The 16760-nt window shown below is 75.0% G+C and carries 15 protein-coding genes; 10 read left to right on the forward strand and 5 right to left on the reverse strand.

All coding sequences use genetic code 11. The features are described from left to right. Window positions 1-359: 359 nt before the first annotated feature. The 5 genes from ACIQ9G_RS28525 to ACIQ9G_RS28545 all read left to right on the forward strand — a co-directional run bounded on the left by ACIQ9G_RS28525 (window position 360) and on the right by ACIQ9G_RS28545 (window position 7167). Complete coding sequence (locus tag ACIQ9G_RS28525; RefSeq protein ID WP_403615040.1) at window positions 360-2744, forward strand: phosphoketolase; 2385 nt, start codon at window positions 360-362, stop codon at window positions 2742-2744. 143 nt (window positions 2745-2887) lie between these two features. After that, window positions 2888-3508, forward strand: coding sequence for a hypothetical protein (locus tag ACIQ9G_RS28530; RefSeq protein ID WP_403615042.1), 621 nt, complete (start codon window positions 2888-2890; stop codon window positions 3506-3508). Between the two features lie 322 nt (window positions 3509-3830). Then, entirely contained in the window at window positions 3831-4271 is a 441-nt protein-coding gene (locus tag ACIQ9G_RS28535) for a pyridoxamine 5'-phosphate oxidase family protein (RefSeq protein WP_403615045.1), read from the forward strand. Between the two features lie 272 nt (window positions 4272-4543). Next, window positions 4544-5236 (forward strand): response regulator, encoded by a 693-nt coding sequence (locus ACIQ9G_RS28540; protein WP_403615048.1) that lies wholly within the window; start codon window positions 4544-4546, stop codon window positions 5234-5236. A gap of 188 nt (window positions 5237-5424) precedes the next feature. Continuing rightward, a complete protein-coding gene (locus ACIQ9G_RS28545; protein WP_403615051.1) occupies window positions 5425-7167 on the forward strand; it encodes a GAF domain-containing protein in 1743 nt (580 codons plus the stop codon). A 106-nt stretch (window positions 7168-7273) separates the two neighbouring features. Here the strand turns inward: ACIQ9G_RS28545 and ACIQ9G_RS28550 are convergent, their stop codons facing one another. The 4 genes from ACIQ9G_RS28550 to ACIQ9G_RS28565 form a co-directional block, all read right to left on the reverse strand. Next, entirely contained in the window at window positions 7274-8158 is an 885-nt protein-coding gene (locus tag ACIQ9G_RS28550; RefSeq protein WP_403615054.1) for a universal stress protein, read from the reverse strand. A gap of 167 nt (window positions 8159-8325) precedes the next feature. Beyond that, on the reverse strand, window positions 8326-9198 hold the full coding sequence (locus ACIQ9G_RS28555) for a universal stress protein (RefSeq protein WP_403615056.1): 873 nt from the start codon (window positions 9196-9198) through the stop codon (window positions 8326-8328). 186 nt (window positions 9199-9384) lie between these two features. Further along, the gene (locus ACIQ9G_RS28560) at window positions 9385-9966 is read right to left on the reverse strand and encodes a hypothetical protein (RefSeq protein WP_403615059.1); all 582 of its coding nucleotides are present in this window, start codon (window positions 9964-9966) and stop codon (window positions 9385-9387) included. A gap of 138 nt (window positions 9967-10104) precedes the next feature. Continuing rightward, window positions 10105-10779 (reverse strand): CBS domain-containing protein, encoded by a 675-nt coding sequence (locus ACIQ9G_RS28565; protein WP_403615062.1) that lies wholly within the window; start codon window positions 10777-10779, stop codon window positions 10105-10107. Window positions 10780-11011: 232 nt separating this feature from the next. Here ACIQ9G_RS28565 and ACIQ9G_RS28570 point away from each other — a divergent pair, with 232 nt between their 5' ends. After that, the gene (locus ACIQ9G_RS28570; RefSeq protein WP_403615064.1) at window positions 11012-11938 is read left to right on the forward strand and encodes a pyridoxamine 5'-phosphate oxidase family protein; all 927 of its coding nucleotides are present in this window, start codon (window positions 11012-11014) and stop codon (window positions 11936-11938) included. A gap of 169 nt (window positions 11939-12107) precedes the next feature. On the opposite strand, the gene ACIQ9G_RS28575 is transcribed toward ACIQ9G_RS28570, so the two are convergent. Further along, the gene (locus tag ACIQ9G_RS28575) at window positions 12108-13034 is read right to left on the reverse strand and encodes a CBS domain-containing protein (RefSeq protein WP_403615067.1); all 927 of its coding nucleotides are present in this window, start codon (window positions 13032-13034) and stop codon (window positions 12108-12110) included. A gap of 253 nt (window positions 13035-13287) precedes the next feature. Between ACIQ9G_RS28575 and ACIQ9G_RS28580 the strand changes: the two genes are divergently transcribed. The 4 genes from ACIQ9G_RS28580 to ACIQ9G_RS28595 are packed head-to-tail and all read left to right on the forward strand — an operon-like array spanning window position 13288 to window position 16757. Then, a complete protein-coding gene (locus tag ACIQ9G_RS28580) occupies window positions 13288-13740 on the forward strand; it encodes a hypothetical protein (RefSeq protein WP_403615069.1) in 453 nt (150 codons plus the stop codon). Between the two features lie 11 nt (window positions 13741-13751). Next, a complete protein-coding gene (locus tag ACIQ9G_RS28585) occupies window positions 13752-14942 on the forward strand; it encodes a hypothetical protein (protein WP_403615072.1) in 1191 nt (396 codons plus the stop codon). Next, a complete protein-coding gene (locus ACIQ9G_RS28590) occupies window positions 14929-16362 on the forward strand; it encodes a V-type ATPase 116kDa subunit family protein (protein ID WP_403615074.1) in 1434 nt (477 codons plus the stop codon). The genes ACIQ9G_RS28585 and ACIQ9G_RS28590 overlap by 14 nt, the downstream gene beginning before the upstream one ends. Continuing rightward, the gene (locus ACIQ9G_RS28595) at window positions 16347-16757 is read left to right on the forward strand and encodes an ATP synthase subunit C (protein WP_392191300.1); all 411 of its coding nucleotides are present in this window, start codon (window positions 16347-16349) and stop codon (window positions 16755-16757) included. The genes ACIQ9G_RS28590 and ACIQ9G_RS28595 overlap by 16 nt, the downstream gene beginning before the upstream one ends. The last annotated feature ends 3 nt before the right edge of the window (window positions 16758-16760 follow it).

Here is a 16760-nt window from a genome sequence, read left to right on the forward strand (position 1 = left end):
ACGATCCGGCGGGGTTCGCCGGAGGTGGTCATGCGGCCCGGGCGTCAACTTAGCGAACGCGTGTGCCTCGTGTGAAGATTGAAGTGCGAAATGTCCGATACCTTGTCGTGACCTGAGAGCCCGGGAGATCCCCGCCCGGCCGTGCCGGCGGGCGCGCGGGCCCCGCCGGCACCAGGATGGCGGAGTGGACCCGAGGCGCGGTGGCCGGACTCCGCCCCCGTCGGCGTGGCCGGAACGGCGCGCGCGGCGGAGGTGGCCCGAACGGCCCTGTCGGGTACCCGGCGCCGCGCCGGAGGGTGAGGACGTGTGCCCGGCACGCGGCACCGCCCGACCGCCGCACCGAACCGGAAAGGCCCCCCATGTCCGTCGATCCGCAGCAGGCGCCCGCCGGGCTCACGGAGGAGGAGCTCGCCGGGCTGGACGCCCACTGGCGCGCCGCGAACTACCTCTCCGTGGGCCAGATCTACCTGATGGCCAACCCCCTGCTGACCGAACCGCTGCGCCCCGAGCACGTCAAGCCCCGCCTGCTCGGCCACTGGGGCACCTCACCCGGCCTCAACCTGGTCCACACCCACCTCAACCGCGTCGTCTCCGCCCGCGGTCTGGACGCGCTGTGCATCTGGGGCCCCGGCCACGGCGGGCCCGCGGTGCTGGCCAACTCCTGGCTGGAAGGCACCTACAGCGAGACCTATCCGGACGTCACCCGGGACGCGGCCGGCATGGCCCGGCTGTTCCGGCAGTTCTCCTTCCCCGGCGGCGTACCGAGCCATGTCGCCCCGGAGACGCCCGGCTCGATCCACGAGGGCGGTGAGCTCGGCTACTCCCTGTCGCACGCCTACGGCGCCGCCCTCGACAACCCGGGGATGCTGGTCGCCTGCGTGATCGGCGACGGCGAGGCGGAGACCGGCCCGCTGGCCGCCTCCTGGCACTCCAACAAGTTCCTCGACCCGGTCGAGGACGGCGCCGTGCTGCCGATCCTGCACGTCAACGGCTACAAGATCGCCAACCCGACGGTGCTCGCCCGGCTTCCCGAGGACGAACTCGACGACCTCCTGAAGGGGTACGGCCACGACCCGATCCACGTCACCGGCGACGACCCGGCGGCCGTCCACCGGGCCATGGCCGGGGCCATGGACACCGCCCTGGACCGCATCGCCGCGATCCAGCGCGCCGCCCGCGCGGAGGGCGTCACCGACCGGCCGCGCTGGCCCGTGATCGTGCTGCGCACCCCCAAGGGCTGGACCGGCCCGGCCGAGGTCGACGGCCTGCCCGTGGAAGGCACCTGGCGCTCCCACCAGGTCCCGCTGTCCGCCGTACGGGACAACCCCGAGCATCTGCGGCAGCTGGAGCGGTGGCTGCGCTCGTACCGGCCCGAGGAGCTGTTCGACGAGCACGGCGCGCCCCGCGCGGACGTGCTGGAGTGCGTCCCGCACGGCCCCCGCAGGCTCGGCGCCACCCCGCACGCCAACGGCGGGCTCCTGCTGCGCGCACTGCCCCTGCCACCGCTGGAGCGCCACGCGGTCGCCGTGGACAAGCCCGGCGCCACCCTGCACGAACCCACCCGCGTCCTCGGCGACCTGCTCCAGGACGTCATGCGCGCCACCGCCTCCCGGCGCGACTTCCGCCTCGTGGGACCGGACGAGACCGCCTCCAACCGCCTCCAGGCCGTCTACGCGGCCAGCGGCAAGGCATGGCAGGCCGAGACCCTCGACGTGGACGAACACCTCGACCGGCACGGCCGGGTGATGGAGATCCTGTCCGAACACACCTGCCAGGGCTGGCTGGAGGGCTACCTCCTCACCGGCCGGCACGGGCTGTTCTCCTGCTACGAGGCCTTCGTGCACATCGTCGACTCGATGGTCAACCAGCACATCAAGTGGCTGCGCACCACCCGGCGGCTGCCCTGGCGCGCCCCCATCGCCTCCCTCAACTACCTGCTGACCTCGCACGTGTGGCGGCAGGACCACAACGGCTTCTCCCACCAGGACCCCGGCTTCGTCGACCACATCCTCAACAAGAGCCCGGAGGTGGTGCGCGTCTACCTGCCGCCGGACGCCAACACCCTGCTGTCGGTCGCCGACCACGTGCTGCGCAGCCGTGACTACGTGAACGTGGTCGTCGCCGGGAAGCAGCCCTGCTTCGACTGGCTCTCCATGGAGCAGGCGAAGGTCCACTGCGCCCGCGGTGCGGGCATCTGGGACTGGGCCGGCACCGAGGACGGCACGCGCGACCCGGACGTCGTGCTCGCCTGCGCGGGCGACGTGCCCACCCAGGAGGTGCTGGCCGCCGCCCAGTTGCTGCGCCGGCACCTGCCCGAGCTGGCCGTGCGGGTGGTGAACGTCGTGGACATCGCCCGGCTGCTGCCCAGCGAGGAACACCCGCACGGCATGAGCGACTTCGAGTACGACGGGCTGTTCACCACGGACCGGCCGGTCATCTTCGCCTACCACGGCTACCCGTGGCTGATCCACCGCCTCGCCTACCGGCGCACCGGCCACCCGCACCTGCACGTGCGCGGCTACAAGGAGATCGGCACCACCACCACGCCGTTCGACATGGTGGTCAGCAACGACATGGACCGCTACCGGCTGGTCATGGACGTCGTCGACCGCGTCCCCGGGCTGTCGGTGCGCGGCGCGGCCGTGCGCCAGCGCATGGAGGACGCCCGGCTGCGGCACCACACCTGGATCCGGGAGCACGGCACCGACCTTCCCGAGGTCGCCGACTGGGCCTGGGACGGCTGAACGGGCCCGCAGGACAAGGACGTTCGGCCCGGGTGACCGGGCCGCGCAGCCCCTGCGAACCCGGCTGCGGCGGCGGGACATTGAGAGCGCAACAAAGCGAACGACCGATATCCCGCGGCACTCCCTGAAGGGGGATGGACATCATGGCAGTGCACGACCACGGCCACCGGCACATGGGCCTTCACCTGTCGCTCCGGCGCAGGAACGCGGGGGCCACCGGGTCCGACACCGCGACGTCCGCGGCCACCGCGACCGGCGCGTACGCTCTGGCGGGGCTGCGGGTGCTGCTCGGGTTCGTCTTCCTGTGGGCGTTCCTGGACAAGACGTTCGGCTTCGGCTACGCGACCCCCTCCGGCAAGGGCTGGATCGACGGCGGATCGCCGACGAAGGGCTTCCTCGGCTCGGTGGCCGCCGGTCCGATGGAGTCCACCTTCCACGACTGGGCCGGCGCCGCCTGGGCCGACTGGCTGTTCATGCTCGGTCTGCTCGGCATCGGTGTCGCGCTGATCGCGGGGATCGGGCTGCGGCTGGCCGCGGTGGCCGGCACCGTGATGATGGCGCTGATGTGGATGGCGGAGTGGCCGCCGGCCCAGCACCTCTCCGACGGTTCGCCGAGCATGTCGACGAACCCGTTCGCCGACTACCACCTGGTGTACGCCCTCGCCCTGATCGCCCTCGCGGCCACGGGCGCCGGCGCCACCTGGGGCCTCGGCCGCCTCTGGGCCAGGCTGCCGTTCGTCGGCCGCAACCGCTGGCTCCAGTAGCCGGACCGGGTCCGGGCAGGCCGGACCGCACCGCGGGGCCGGGGCACCGCCGCAGCGCAGCGGTGGTGCCCCGGCCCTGTGCGAGAAGGGCCGTTCGGCCCTGTGCCGGGGGCCAACGGCCCTGGGGCCCGGCGCATCCGGGGAGAGACGATCTCTTGTCGGAACAGTTCGCGGGCGACCCGTGCCCCTCCCTCGTACGGGCCGTCCGCAGAACCCTGCACACGGACCGCGCGAGGGAGAGAGGACGGCCGAAGGTGAACGCTGTCGTGAGGTGTCCCGGCCTCACCGCGCCGATGTGCGCGGTGCCGTGCGAGGAGGCGGCATGACGGCCGACCCGGCCCCGGCCGCCGGGGTCGCCACCCGGCGCATGGTCGAACTGGGCCGCGAGGAGGCGCTGCGGCTGCTGGCGAGCGTGCCCCTGGGCCGGGTCGGTTTCACCCAGCAGGCGCTGCCCGCGATCCGGCCGGTCAACCACCTCGTGCACGACGGGGACGTCGTGATCCGCACCCACACGGGATCCGCCCTGCTCAGACACTCGCTGACCGCCGAGGTGGTGGCGTACGAGGCGGACGAGATCGACCCGGACACGCACACCGGATGGAGCGTCGTGGTGACCGGACTGGCCACCCGGGTCACCGACCCCGACGACCTGGCCCGCTACCAGGGCCTGCTGCACCCCTGGGTCGGTACGGAAATGGCGCACGTGGTCCGCATCGTGCCGGAACTCGTCAGCGGCTACCGCCTGGAGGCGGAACCGTCCTGAACGCGGCCGCGCGGCACGGCCGCCCGGCACGCTCGCCCGGCACGACCTGCCGGCGCGTCCACGACGGCCCCGCGTGTCCGGTGTCCCGGTATCCCGCATTCCGTGCGGCGCCGCCGAGACGTGCCCACGCCCGCGGGGTCCGGCGCGGCACGTCCGGACGCGTGAAAGGCTGAGCCCGCGGCCCGGGAAAGAGGGCCGACCGGCCCTGGCCTTTGGTCCCGGGTTGGGGGATGGTTCCCATTGGAAAACGAACACATCGCGAGGAGCAACCGATGGCGGAGCGTGACCAGGCCGGCCCCGGCACCCCGATCCGGGTCTTTCTCCTGGACGACCACGAGGTGGTACGGCGTGGGGTGCACGACCTGCTGGACGACGAACCGGACATCACCGTGGTCGGTGAGGCGGCCACCGTGGAACAGGCCCTGGTCCGCGTCCCCGCCCTGCGTCCGGACGTGGCGGTCCTCGACGTCCGCCTGCCCGACGGCGACGGCGTGACCGTCTGCCGCGAACTGCGTTCCCGCCTGCCCGACCTGGCCTGCCTGATGCTGACCTCGTTCGACGACGAGGAGGCGCTCCTCGACTCCATCATGGCCGGTGCCTCCGGGTACGTCCTGAAGCAGATCCAGGGCTCGGACCTGGTCTCTGCCGTGCGCACCGTGGCCCGCGGCCAGTCGCTGCTCGACCCCAGCGCCACCACCAAGCTGATGGCCCGGCTGCGGGGCGGCCAGCAGCAGGAGCCCGAACCGGACGCGCTGCCCGGACTCACCGAGCGGGAGCGGGAGATCCTGGCCCTGATCGGAGAGGGCCTGACCAACCGTCAGATCGGCCAGCGGCTGTACCTCGCCGAGAAGACGGTGAAGAACCACATCTCCCGGCTGCTCGCCAAGCTCGGCGTGGAGCGGCGCATCCAGGCCGCCGTCATCGCCACCCAGGCGCAGGACCGGCTGCGCGGCGAAGGGCGCTGACACCGGCCGCCGGCCCCGCCCCGCGCCCGGTCGCACCTCCCGCCGCCCGGCTGCCGCGCAACTGGCCGCGGCGGCGCCCCGCTTGCCGCCCGCCCCTGGGTGATCACGTATCGTCGCCGTGCCGGAGCCGCTAATGTGTGACGGGAGCGGAACGGCGTTCGGTACTTTGTGGGGCTTGGAGGAACAGCGTGGGAAGCTCCGGGGACGCTCAGGAGGCCCGCGTACGGCTGCCCCAGCTCAGGCTCGACGAGCTGCTGGAGGAGCTGCAGGCCCGCCTCGACGCGGCACGCGGCACCCGGGACCGGGTGCACAGCCTGCTGGAGGCGGTGCTCTCGGTCGGGCGGGAACTCGATCTGGAGCAGGCCCTTTTCAGCATCGTGGAGGCCGCGGCGACGCTGGTCGACGCCGAGTACGCCGCACTCGGCGTGATCGGCCCCGACGGCAGGCGGCTGTCGGCCTTCCACACGATCGGGGTCTCCGGGGAGCAGATCGCCCGCATCGGCCCCTACCCGGAGGGCCACGGCATTCTGGGCGAGCTGATCCGCCACCCCGCCCCGCTGCGGCTGGCCAAGCTCTCCGAACACGAGGCGTCGTACGGGTTCCCGGAGCACCACCCGCCGATGAACACCTTCCTCGGCGTCCCCATCCGGGTCCGGGACCAGGTCTTCGGCAATCTGTACCTGACCGAGAAGCGCGGCGGCCTCCAGTTCGACGAGGACGACGAGTCGGTCCTGTCCACCCTGGCCGTGGCGGCCGGCGTGGCGATCGACAACGCCCGCCTCTACGAGGAGTCGCGGCTGCGTGAACGCTGGCTGCAGGCGAACGCGGAGATCACCCACAGCCTCATGTCCGGCACCGCGCAGGGCGGGGTCCTCGGACTGATCGCCGAGCGCGCCCGGGACATCACCGGCGCCGCCCTCGCCGTGGTGGCGGTGCCCATGTCCGACACCGACGCCCTCACCGTCGAACTGGCCATCGGCCAGGAGGCCGAGGTGCTGCGCGGACTGGTGATGCCGGTGACCGGCACGCTGCTCGGGCAGGCCTACGACGGTGGTGTGGCGGTGACCACCCCGGACGTCGCGCAGGACGAACGCGTCTCGGGCGGCCTCCAGCGCTTCACCGGCCTGGGACCGGCCGGGGCCGTGCCCATCGGGTCCGGGGACCGGGTGCGCGGTGTCGTGCTGCTGGTCCGCGAGACGGGCGCGAACGAGTTCTCCGAGCCGGAGATGGACCAGTTGCAGGTCTTCGCCGCGCAGGCCGCCGTCGCCATGGAGCTCGCCGAACGCCGTCAGGACGCCGAGCAGATCATCCTGCTGGAGGACCGCGACCGGATCGCCCGGGACCTGCACGACCTCGCCATCCAGCGGCTGTTCGCGACCGGGATGACGCTGCAGAGCGCCGGCCGCTTCATCGAGCACACCGAGGCGAAGGAACGCGTCCTGCGCGCCGTGGACGACCTCGACGAGACCATCAAGATCATCCGGTCGACCATCTTCGGCCTGCGCACCCGCAACGACGACGTCGCCCCCGGGCTGCGCACCCGCGCGGTCCGCGTGGTCGGCGAGGCGGCGCCCGTCCTCGGCTTCGCGCCCGGCGTGCGCATGGAGGGTCTGCTCGACACGCACGTGCCGAAGGAGATCGCCGACCACGTGGTGGCCGTGCTCTCCGAGTCCCTCACCAACATCGCCCGGCACGCGCGCGCCGACCGGGCCGAGGTGGTGCTGGAGACCGACGGCCGGGAGGTCCGGCTCACCGTCACCGACAACGGCGTCGGCATACCGGCCGGGGGCCGCCGCAGCGGCCTCGGCAACATGGCGGAGCGGGCCCGCAAGCTCGGCGGGGACATGGAACTCGGCAGCCCGGACGGCGGCGGCACCCGCCTGATGTGGCACGCGCCGGTCGGCGGTCCCCAGGAGCAGAAGGCGACTTGAGCGATGCGGCCGCCCGGGCGACCGCATCGCCACTGCCGCCCCGGAAGGTCGCCCCGGCGTCGGCGCGTCCGCGTGGAAGGCCGTACCGCGGGCGCCCCCGGGGTGGTCATTCGGCGTGCCGGTGCGGTATCGCGACGACCGGGCACCGCGCGTGGATCAGCACGCCCTGACTGACCGACCCCAGCACCATCCCGCTGAAGCCGCCCAGTCCCCGGGTACCCACCACCAGGCCCAGGGCGTGCTCGGCGGCCTCGGTGAGCACCTGGACCGGGTGCCCCTTGACGACCTCGTGGTGCAGTTCGACCTCGGGACGGGCGGCGCCGCGCCCCGCGACAATCTCCGACAGCATCCGGCGGCACTCCTGGAGGGCCGCGTACTCGTCGTAGGCGCCCAGCAACGGAGGACGCCAGACGTACAGGGCCCGCACCACCGCGCCGCGCAGGGAGGCCTCCTCGAAGGCGAAGTCCACGGCCGCCGCGGAGTGCGGGCTGCCGTCCACGCCCACCACGAAGTAGGGCGGCTCCTGGGTGGTGTGCTCGGGCTCGGGCACCACCACGACCGGGCAGCCGGCGTGGGCGACGAGCGGCAGGGCGACCGCGGCCGAGCCGAACCGCTCCTGGGTCGCGCTCAGATGCCAGGAACCCACCACGACCTGCGCGGCCCCGCGGGCCTGCTCGGCGAGCACGTAGGCCGGCTGCCCCTCCGCCAGCAGCGCCGACGCCTCCAGCCGCGGGTGCCGGGCCTCGACGAAGGCCACCGCCTCCTTGAGCGTGGCGTCGCCGGCCGCGTGCAGTTCGTCCTTCCAGCTCTCCCAGGACGGGTGCCCGCCCTGCGGCCGGTAGCCGGGGGTCGGCACGCCCTGCGCGTGCACCAGCAGCAGCGGCAGCCCGTGCCGGTCCGCCTCGTCGGCGGCCCAGGCGAGCGCCATGCGCTTCTGAGGATCCGGGTCGACACCGACCACGATCGGCCTGCGGCCATCGGTGTGCGTCATCCACGCCTCCCGAAGTCGAGCACGCGGTCACCGGCGTACGGAACCACGCGGCGGGGCGCGCTGCGGGCCCGGTCCCGGCCCGTGCGGCGGAACGTGCGGCGCCTTCCCGGCGTCCGTCTTCCATGGTGGCGGCGTGCCGGAGGCGGCGCATGGGTCGTTCGGCCCTTTCAGGCCCGTACGACCGCCACCGGGCCGTGGGCGTGGTGCAGCAGGGCCTGGCTGACCGAGCCCAGCAGCAGCCCCGAGAACCCGCCGCGTCCGCGCGAGCCGAGGACGGTGAGCTGGGCGGTGCGGCTCGCCTCGATCAGCGTCTGACGGGTGGGGCCGTGCACCAGTCGTGGCTCCACCTTCACGTCCGGGTACCGCTCGCGGTGCCCCGCGATCGCCTCGGCCAGCAGCCGTTCCTCGGCGGCGGCCAGCACGCCGGGCTCGTTCGCGTAGGGCTGGGCGGCGTCGGGGGGAGGCGGCATCGGCGCGTTCCAGGTGGTCCAGGCGTGAAGCGCCACGACCGGGACGCGGCGCCGGGCGGCCTCCGCCAGGGCGAAGCGGAGGGCCTCGGCGCCCGCCGGGGAGCCGTCCACGCCGACCAGGACCGGACCCGTGGGATCGGCGAGCTGCCGTACCACCAGGACGGGGCACCGCCCGTGGGCGGCGAGGGATGCGGCGGTGGAGCCGAGCAGCAGCCCGCCGAAGCCGCCCAGCCCCCGGCTGCCCACCACCACCAGAGCCGCCTCCCGCGACCGTGCCTCCAGCACCGCCGACGGATCACCCGGCAGGACCGAACCGGAGACGTCCACATCCGGCGCGGCCGCGCGCGCCCGCTCCATGCCCTCGTCCACCAGCCGGTCAGCCGCGTCCCGCAGCCGGGCCCGCATCGGCTGGGAGAGCAGCTTGTCCAGGGACGCGTGCGCCACCGGCCAGGAGAAGGCGTGCACCACCCGCAGGGAGGCCTTGCGCGACTCGGCTTCGAGCGCCGCCCACACCACGGCGTCCAGAGCCGAGTCGGAACCGTCCACCCCGACGACCACGACGTCGCTCATGACTCCTCCTCCCACAGGCTGTCCGGCGTTCGGCGTTTCCGCGGGCTGTCCGGCGTTCGGCGTCTCCGCGGGCCGTCCCGGCGTTCGGTGTTCCCGCCGCGGGCCGTCCCAGGGTTCTCGCCACGGGCGCGGACTGCGCCCGCCGCCGGCCCCTGGCCCGTCGGCCGGGGAGCACGCCCGCTCGGGTCAGGGCGCCGTACGGCCCCACTGCGGGCCGAACTTCTCCCACTCGGCGTCCCAGGCGCGGCCGCGGCGCCGGTCCAGGGCGGCGTGGATCGCGTAGTAGGTGCCGGCCGCGGCCCCGCTGACGGCGAGCGCCGCCGTCACGCCCGTGGCCGCCGCCTGGGTGGTGGCCTGCGCCGGCGTGGTGGGCTGGATCGTGACGCGGTTGTGGTCGTCGGTCCAGACGACGATCCGGTCGCCCGCCTTCAGCCCGCTGTCGACCAGCGTCCTGTCGGAGTGCCGGGTACCGCCCGGGTCCGTCCAGCGGACCGTGGCGAGGACGCGGTCGCCCGACGTGTTGAAGCGGCCGCCGCCGCGCTCCGCGTCGGTGACGAGGGTGGCGGTGGCCGGATGCCGCTCCGCGCGCTGCCGCGCGAGGGTGTCCGATGTCGCCTGCGCGCTCATCACCCCGGCGAGCGGCCCGCCCACCGCGACGGCGGTCCAGGCGGCCAGGAGGATCCAGGCTTCGACCAGGTCTTCGCGGCGGCGCAGCGGGTTGCGCCGCCAGCGCCACAGCGACCGCCGGTCGTGTGTGTTCGCCGCCATCGTGCTCACCTCCGGCTGTCCCCTCCAGCCTCACGCCGCAGCCGGCCGCGGGGCAGGGCCTTCCGGGTCATTGCTGCACATGGGCGGAAGGCCATCCGGCCCCAGTGCCGCCGCCGCGGCGGTCTTCGCGCCGCGACCTCACCGGGTGCCGGGAGCACCGCTGGTGTCGTCCGAGCGGTAGATGAGGTCCGTCTCCACGGAGACGACGCCGTCGACGCCGCGGCACAGGCGCTCGACGACCGGGATCAGGCTCCTGGCCGCGACGGACCCCTTGAGCACGACCCGGCCGTCGGTCACCGTGGCCGTCACGTCGGCCGGGGTCAGGCCGAGGGTCCGGTTCAGCACCTCGCCGGCTACCTCCTCGTGGATCGCCTCGTCCCGGCGCAGGAAGATCCGCAGCAGGTCGCTGCGGCTGACGATGCCCACGAGGACACCCGCCTCGTCGACCACGGGCAGGCGCTTGATCCGGTGGGCGTCCATCAGACGCGCGGCCTCGACGACGGTCCACTCCGGACGCGCGGTCACCGGGGGAGCGGTCATCAGCTCCTCGGCGGTGGCGGCGTCGGCCCTGGCCGGCCCCCGGCCCGTGAGTTCGGGCAGCGGAAGCAGACCGGCCGGGTCGGGCTGCGCGGCCACCTTGCTCAGCAGGTCGGCCTCCGAGACGATGCCGACGGGGCGCCCCAGGTCGTCCACCACCGGCACGGCGGCCACACCGTTGTCGGACAGAAGCTGGGCGATCTTCTTGAACGGCGTGTCCCGGCCCACCCGGACCACGCCGCGGGTCATCAGATCCTCGACCATGCGGTGTTGCATCGAGCCTCTCCCTCCGGTCCTCCGGTCCTCGGACCGGAACGGCGTGCCGAGGCGGCGGTTCGACCGCGGCCCGCCTCACTCCAGCGTGGCAGCCCCGGACCCCCGCCGCCTGGGGACCTGGGCACCCGGGACGGGGCCGTTCGTCCCCGCCGCGCGGGACCTCGAGCCCCGTTGGTGCGGGAGGCGGCCAGGCGCGATCCTGGGGAGCGGATCCCTCGAGAAAGGCCCGGTCATGCATGCTCAGCTAGGCGACCGGCTCGTCGTCGAAAGCGCGGTCACCGGCTCCGCCCGGCGCGACGGCGAGATCGTCGGCCTCCACCACGACGACGGGACACCGCCGTACGACGTGCGCTGGTCGGACACCGGGGAGGTCACGCTGGTGTTCCCCGGCCCGGACGCCCGCGTCCAGCACCTCGGACACGAGGCGCCGGCGCCGGAGCCACAGCCGGCACCGAGCGGGGCGGCCCGCCCGGACACGGGCGCCGCGCCCGCCGAGCAGCCCGCGGGCCACGCCCTGCAACCGGGGGACGTGGGCCGCCGGGTGGCGGCGGCCCGCCGGCGACAGGGGCTCAGTCTGGACGAGACCGCCCGCCGGGCCCGGATGTCGCCCCAGTACCTGGCGTACCTGGAGGCACATCCGTCGGACCCGAACGTGGCGACCCTCATCCGCCTGGCCGACGCCCTGGGCACCACACTGATCGAACTCCAGGGCGGGGACCAGGAACGGCCACCGGGCCAGGGACACGCCTTGCTCCACCCCAGCCTGCGCGATCTCGACGAGGGGGAGTGCCGGGCCCTGCTGTCGTCGCACGGGGTCGGCCGCGTCGCGTTCACCACCCTGGAGGGACCCGTCGTGGTCCCGGTCAACTACGACGTGGTCGACGACGGTGTGGTGTTCCGCACCGCCCCCGGCACGGCCCCCGCCTCGGTGGTCGGCGCGGAGGTCGCCTTCGAGGTCGACCACGTCGACGACACCATGAGCCAGGGCTGGAGCGTGCTGGCCGTCGGTCCGGCCCAGGCCGTCACGGACCCCGAGGCGGTACGACGGCTGGAGCAGCGGGCCCACTCCGACCCCTGGGCCGGCGGCGGGCGCACCCTGTGGGTGGAGATCCGCCCCACGCGGCTGACGGGACGACGGATCACGCCGGCCGACCGGTGAGCACCGGCGCCGGTGCTCGAGAGGCCTGAGCCCGAGGGCCCTGAGTCCAAGGGGCCCGGGCGCCACGGGGCTTGAGCGCCACGGGGCCTGGTGGGTGGGGTCGGAACGGTTTCGTTCCGACCCCACCCACCAGGCCCCGTCCGTCAAGTCCCGTCAAGTCCCGTGAGACTCAGGCCGGGGCGAGATGGTTGCGGACCTCCACCACGTCGTCCATGTCCTCGACCTCCGCGACCAGCCGCTCCGCGGCGGACTCGGGCATCCGTCCCTGGAGATCGACCACACCGCCGCGGACGCCCACCTGCACGGCGTCGGCCGCGCCCGGCCCGGCCACCACGGTCACCAGATGCCGGACGTCCTTCTGGATGCCCGCGTCGTCCCGAATGAGGGCGTGCAGCAGGGCGTTGCGGTGGACCGTCCCCACCAGGCGTCCTTCGTGGTCGGTGACGGGCACCCGCTTCAGCCGCGACAGCGCCGCCAGCCACGCCGCCTCCGCGACGGACGCACCCGGCAGGACGGTGATCGCCGGGCTCGTCATCAGCACCTCGGCGGTGTCGCCGCGCGCCTTCTCCAGGAGCCTGCGCTCCCTGATGCGGCGCAGCGGCCCGGGACGGTGCCCCTGCGCCTCGACGGCGACCTTCGCCAGCAGATCGGACTCGGACACCACCCCGACGACCCGGTCGTGCGCGTCCACGACGGCCACGGAACCGACGCCCTCGCGCGCGAGGATCCGCGCGACGTCCGAGAACGGCAGGTCCCAGGGCACGGACGGGGCGGGCACCTGCATCACGTCGCGCACCTGCAACGGCGCGGTCGTCGCGGCGCGCGTCGGTCCGGCCCCGGCCGTGACCGGTGACGGTGCGTCGGTCCCGGCTCCGGCCGCCTCCCGGGCGGGAGCCGCGGCGGGGGGCTCGGGTCGCTCCGCCCCTCCGTATCCCGGGGGACCGTGGTGGGCGGCCTGCTTCGACGACACGGCCGCCATCGCGCCCAGGTAGCGCAGCAGCATCTCCTCGTGGACGGCCTCCGCCGGCCCGGGCGGCCTGCCGGGCACACCGTGACGCGCCTCGGCTCCGGTGGAGTACGCCTCGTGCTCGTTCACTCCAGCCTCCCGCAGTCTTCTCCGTCCCCCCGCACTCGTCGTGTCCCCCTCACCAAAGTCGGGCCGCCGGGTGCCGGCCGCCTAGGGCCGGACGGTCCACCGATGGAGGCACGCCAGCCCTCAACGCAGGACAGGGGGCGGGTGGAGGCTGAGACTGAAGCATGAAGCCCCCCGGAGAGGATCCGGAGAAGCCGGAGAGGGTCCGGAGAGGCCCGGAGAGGATCCGGAGAGGGTCCGGAGAGGCCCGGAGAACATGGTGCTGCGATTCCGTGACTTCCTCGACTTCCTCACACGCTTCCGTCGCGTCGGCACGGCCGGAGCGGCGGCCGTCGGTGTGCCCGCCGACCGCGCCGCGGAACGTGCGACGGAGGTGCGGCCGCTGTTCGCGCTGCTCGCCGCCGCGCAGGAGGAGGCGGACGAGATCCGCCGCGCGGGACGGCGGGACGCCGACGCGGTGCGCCGTCAGGCCCGGGAGCGGGCCGAGGAGATCGTGACCGGTGCCCTCGACGGACGGGCCGGGGCCCGCGCGGCCGGGTTCGCCGCCGGACGCGGCGCCGTCACCGAGGAGGCGGACCGCATCCGCCGGGACGGCGCCGCGGCGGCGGACGCGCTGCGGCGCCGGGCCGAGGACAGGACGCCCGCGCTGGTGGCGCGGGTCGTCCGCGACGCCCTGCGCGTACCGGCCGACGGCGGGGGACCCGGATGAGCGCCGGGTGGGTGGCGGCAGCGATCAGGGCCCGAGCCCTCGCCTCCCGCTGCGCCGGCCTGGACGGCGCCCGGGAGCTCGCCGGCACGTCCGGCCTCGACGAGGCGCTGCGGCTGCTGGCGGGCACTCCCTACCACTCCCGAGTGCGGGCCGCCACCTCGCTGCCCGCGGCCCAGCGGGCCGTGGCGGCCACCCTGCTGTGGCATCTGCGGGTGCTCGCCGGGTGGCTGCCCCGTGGCGGGGTGACGATGCTGCGTCCGCTCGCCGCGGGCTTCGAGATCGCCAACGTCGCGGCCCGCCTGCGCCCACCTCCGGCGGCCCCCGCTCCGGCGCCCACCACGCCACCCCCCACCGAGCCACCGCACGCGAAAGCGCCGCGCGCGGGTCCGGCACGCGGAAAAGCGACCGACGGCGAACCGGCGGCCCGCCGTCCGGCGACCGGCCGTCCGGCGAGCGGCGAACCGGCGAGCGGCGAACCGGCGAGCGGCGAACCGGCGAGTGGCGAACCGGCCTCCGTGGAACCCCCGTACGCGGAACCGGCCGATGGTGCGGGCACCGCGCCCCAGGAGCCGGGCACCACCCGGCCGGCGTACGCGGTGACCCCCGTCGCGCCGCCCTACGACCTGGGCGCCCTGGCCACCGCGTGGCGCGGTCTGTCGCAGGCGGGCACGCCGGGCGCGCTGCGGGCCGCGCTCACGGCCTCCTCCTGGGGCGACCCCGGGGACGAGACACCCGCCGCGATCCTGACCTCGATGCGGCTGACGGCCGCGCTGCACACCGCCGCGGCCGTCCCCGGCGCCCGCCGCTGGGCGGCCGGCCGGGCCGCCCTGCTCACCGCCCGGGAACGCTTCGTGCACGGGCGTGCACCGGGCGCCGGCGCCCGCCGCGGCGCCACGGCCGTCCTGGGCGCACGGGCCGTGAACGCGGCCACCTGGGCCGACTTCCGCCACGCCCTGCCGCCCGCGGCCGCCTGGGTCGTGGCCGGCGTCGACACCCCGGCGGACCTCTGGCGGGCCGAACTGCGCTGGTGGCACACGCTGGAGGCGGACGGCCGGAGCATGGCGCACACGGTGCGGCACGACGCCACGGCCGTCGTCGGCGCGATCGCCGTGCTCTCCGCGGACGCCTGGGCGGTACGGGCCGCGCTCGCGCTGGCGGCGCGCGGCGGCGCACGGCCGGAGGTGCTCGATGCCCTGGTCTGAGACCCTGCTGCCGGTCCGGATGCGCCGCGTGGCCGTCGTGGTCCCGCGCGCCGGGCTGCGCGACGCCCTGCTGCGGGTGGCCGAGGCGGGCTGCGTGGAACTGGACGTGGCGGAGGGGCTGGAACCCGGGCCGGCCGCGCGCCGCCTCCAGGCGGCCGGCGGCCATCCCGGCCCGCCGCTGCTGGCCCCGGAACCTCCCGGCCCGGACGAGCCCGTATCGGTGACCGCCCCGGCCCTGCTCAAGGGCGAGGCCGAACTGGAGGAACGTGCCCGCAGCGCCGTCCGGCAGGGCGAGGTCACGGCGCTGCCCGGCTGGTGCCCGTCCGGCGCCGTGGCAGGGACGGCCGACCGGCTGCGGGGCACCGGCGCCGCCCTCGTACGCCTGCGCCGCCCCCGGGGTGTGGAGCCGCCCACCCTGCTGCGCGGCGCGCGAACGCCCCGCAGCGCGTCCTTCACCCCGCTGGTGTCGGCGTACGGCACCGTCCCGTACGCCGACCTCGACCCGTCCTGGCCGGCCGGGATCGCGTACGTGGTGATGTTCGGGATCATGTTCGGCGACGTCGGCCACGGGGCCCTCCTGGTGCTGACGGGCCTGCTGCTGTGGCGCCGGGCGCCCCGGCGCCTGGCCGGTGTCCGCGCGGCCTGGCCGTTCCTCGTGGGCGCCGGGGTGTGCGGCATCCTGGCGGGCTTCGCCTACGGGGAGTTCTTCGGCCCCACCCACCTCCTGCCGGTGCTGTGGCTGAACCCGCTGGAGGACCCGGAGCGGCTGCTGATCGCCGCCGTGGGGTTCGGCGCCCTGCTGCTGGCACTGGCCCACGGGGCGGGCGCCGTCAACCGGTGGCGCGAACAGGGGCCGGGCCGGGCCGTGTACGCGTCGACGGGCTGCGCCGGGCTCGCCGTCCACCTCGGGCTCGCGCTCGCCGTACTGGCGCTCGCCACGCACCGCACGGCGCCCGCCACCGCGGGCGCGTCGGTCGCCGTGCTGGGGCTCGGACTCACCGCGGTCGGCATCTTCCGCACCACGGCGGGCGGCCTGGAAGGCGGCACCGAGACGGCCGTACGCCTGCTCGACGTGGTCGTCCGTGTCGGCACCAACACGCTCTCCTTCGCCCGGCTGGCCGCCTTCGGGCTCACGCACGCCGCCCTGGCCGACGTCGTCTGGCGGGGCACCGCCGGACTGGCCCGGCACGGCGGCGCCGCGCTCGCCGGCGCCGCCGCCGTCCTCGTGGTGGGAACCGCCGTCACCTTCGCACTGGAGGCCCTGGTGGCCGGCGTGCAGGCGCTGAGGCTGGAGTACTACGAACTCTTCTCCCGGCTCTTCGACTTCCAGGGCCGGCCGTTCCGTCCCTGGTACGTCCAGCCGGCCGGCCCGGTGCCGGCCGGCACCGATCCGGAGGTGGCCGCATGCTCACCTGGATGATCGTCCTGCCCCTCGTCGGCGCGGTCCTCGCCGCCGTGCGCACCCTCGCGCGACGGCGGCCCCGGCAGGCCCTGAGGTGGATCCTCGCCGCCGACGCCGTGCTCCTCGGCGGCGCCCTCCTGCTGGTGCTGACCACGCTGTCCTCGGCCGCCCAGGCCGCCGGCACCGCGGGCGCGGACGGCTCCAACGGCACCGCCCTGATCGCGGCCGCCATCGCGGTGGGAGGAGCGTCGATCGGGGCGGCCGCCGCCGTCGCCTACACCGGGGCCGCGGCCCTCGCGGCCCTCAGCGAGCGGCCCGAGCTGTTCGGCCGGGCCATGGTGATCGTCGGCCTGGCCGAGGGGATCGCCGTCTACGGCCTGGTCGTCGCGATCCTGCTCATCGGAAAGGCCTGAACG

The organism is Streptomyces sp. NPDC096152, from assembly GCF_044763235.1.
Lineage (GTDB): Bacteria > Actinomycetota > Actinomycetes > Streptomycetales > Streptomycetaceae > Streptomyces.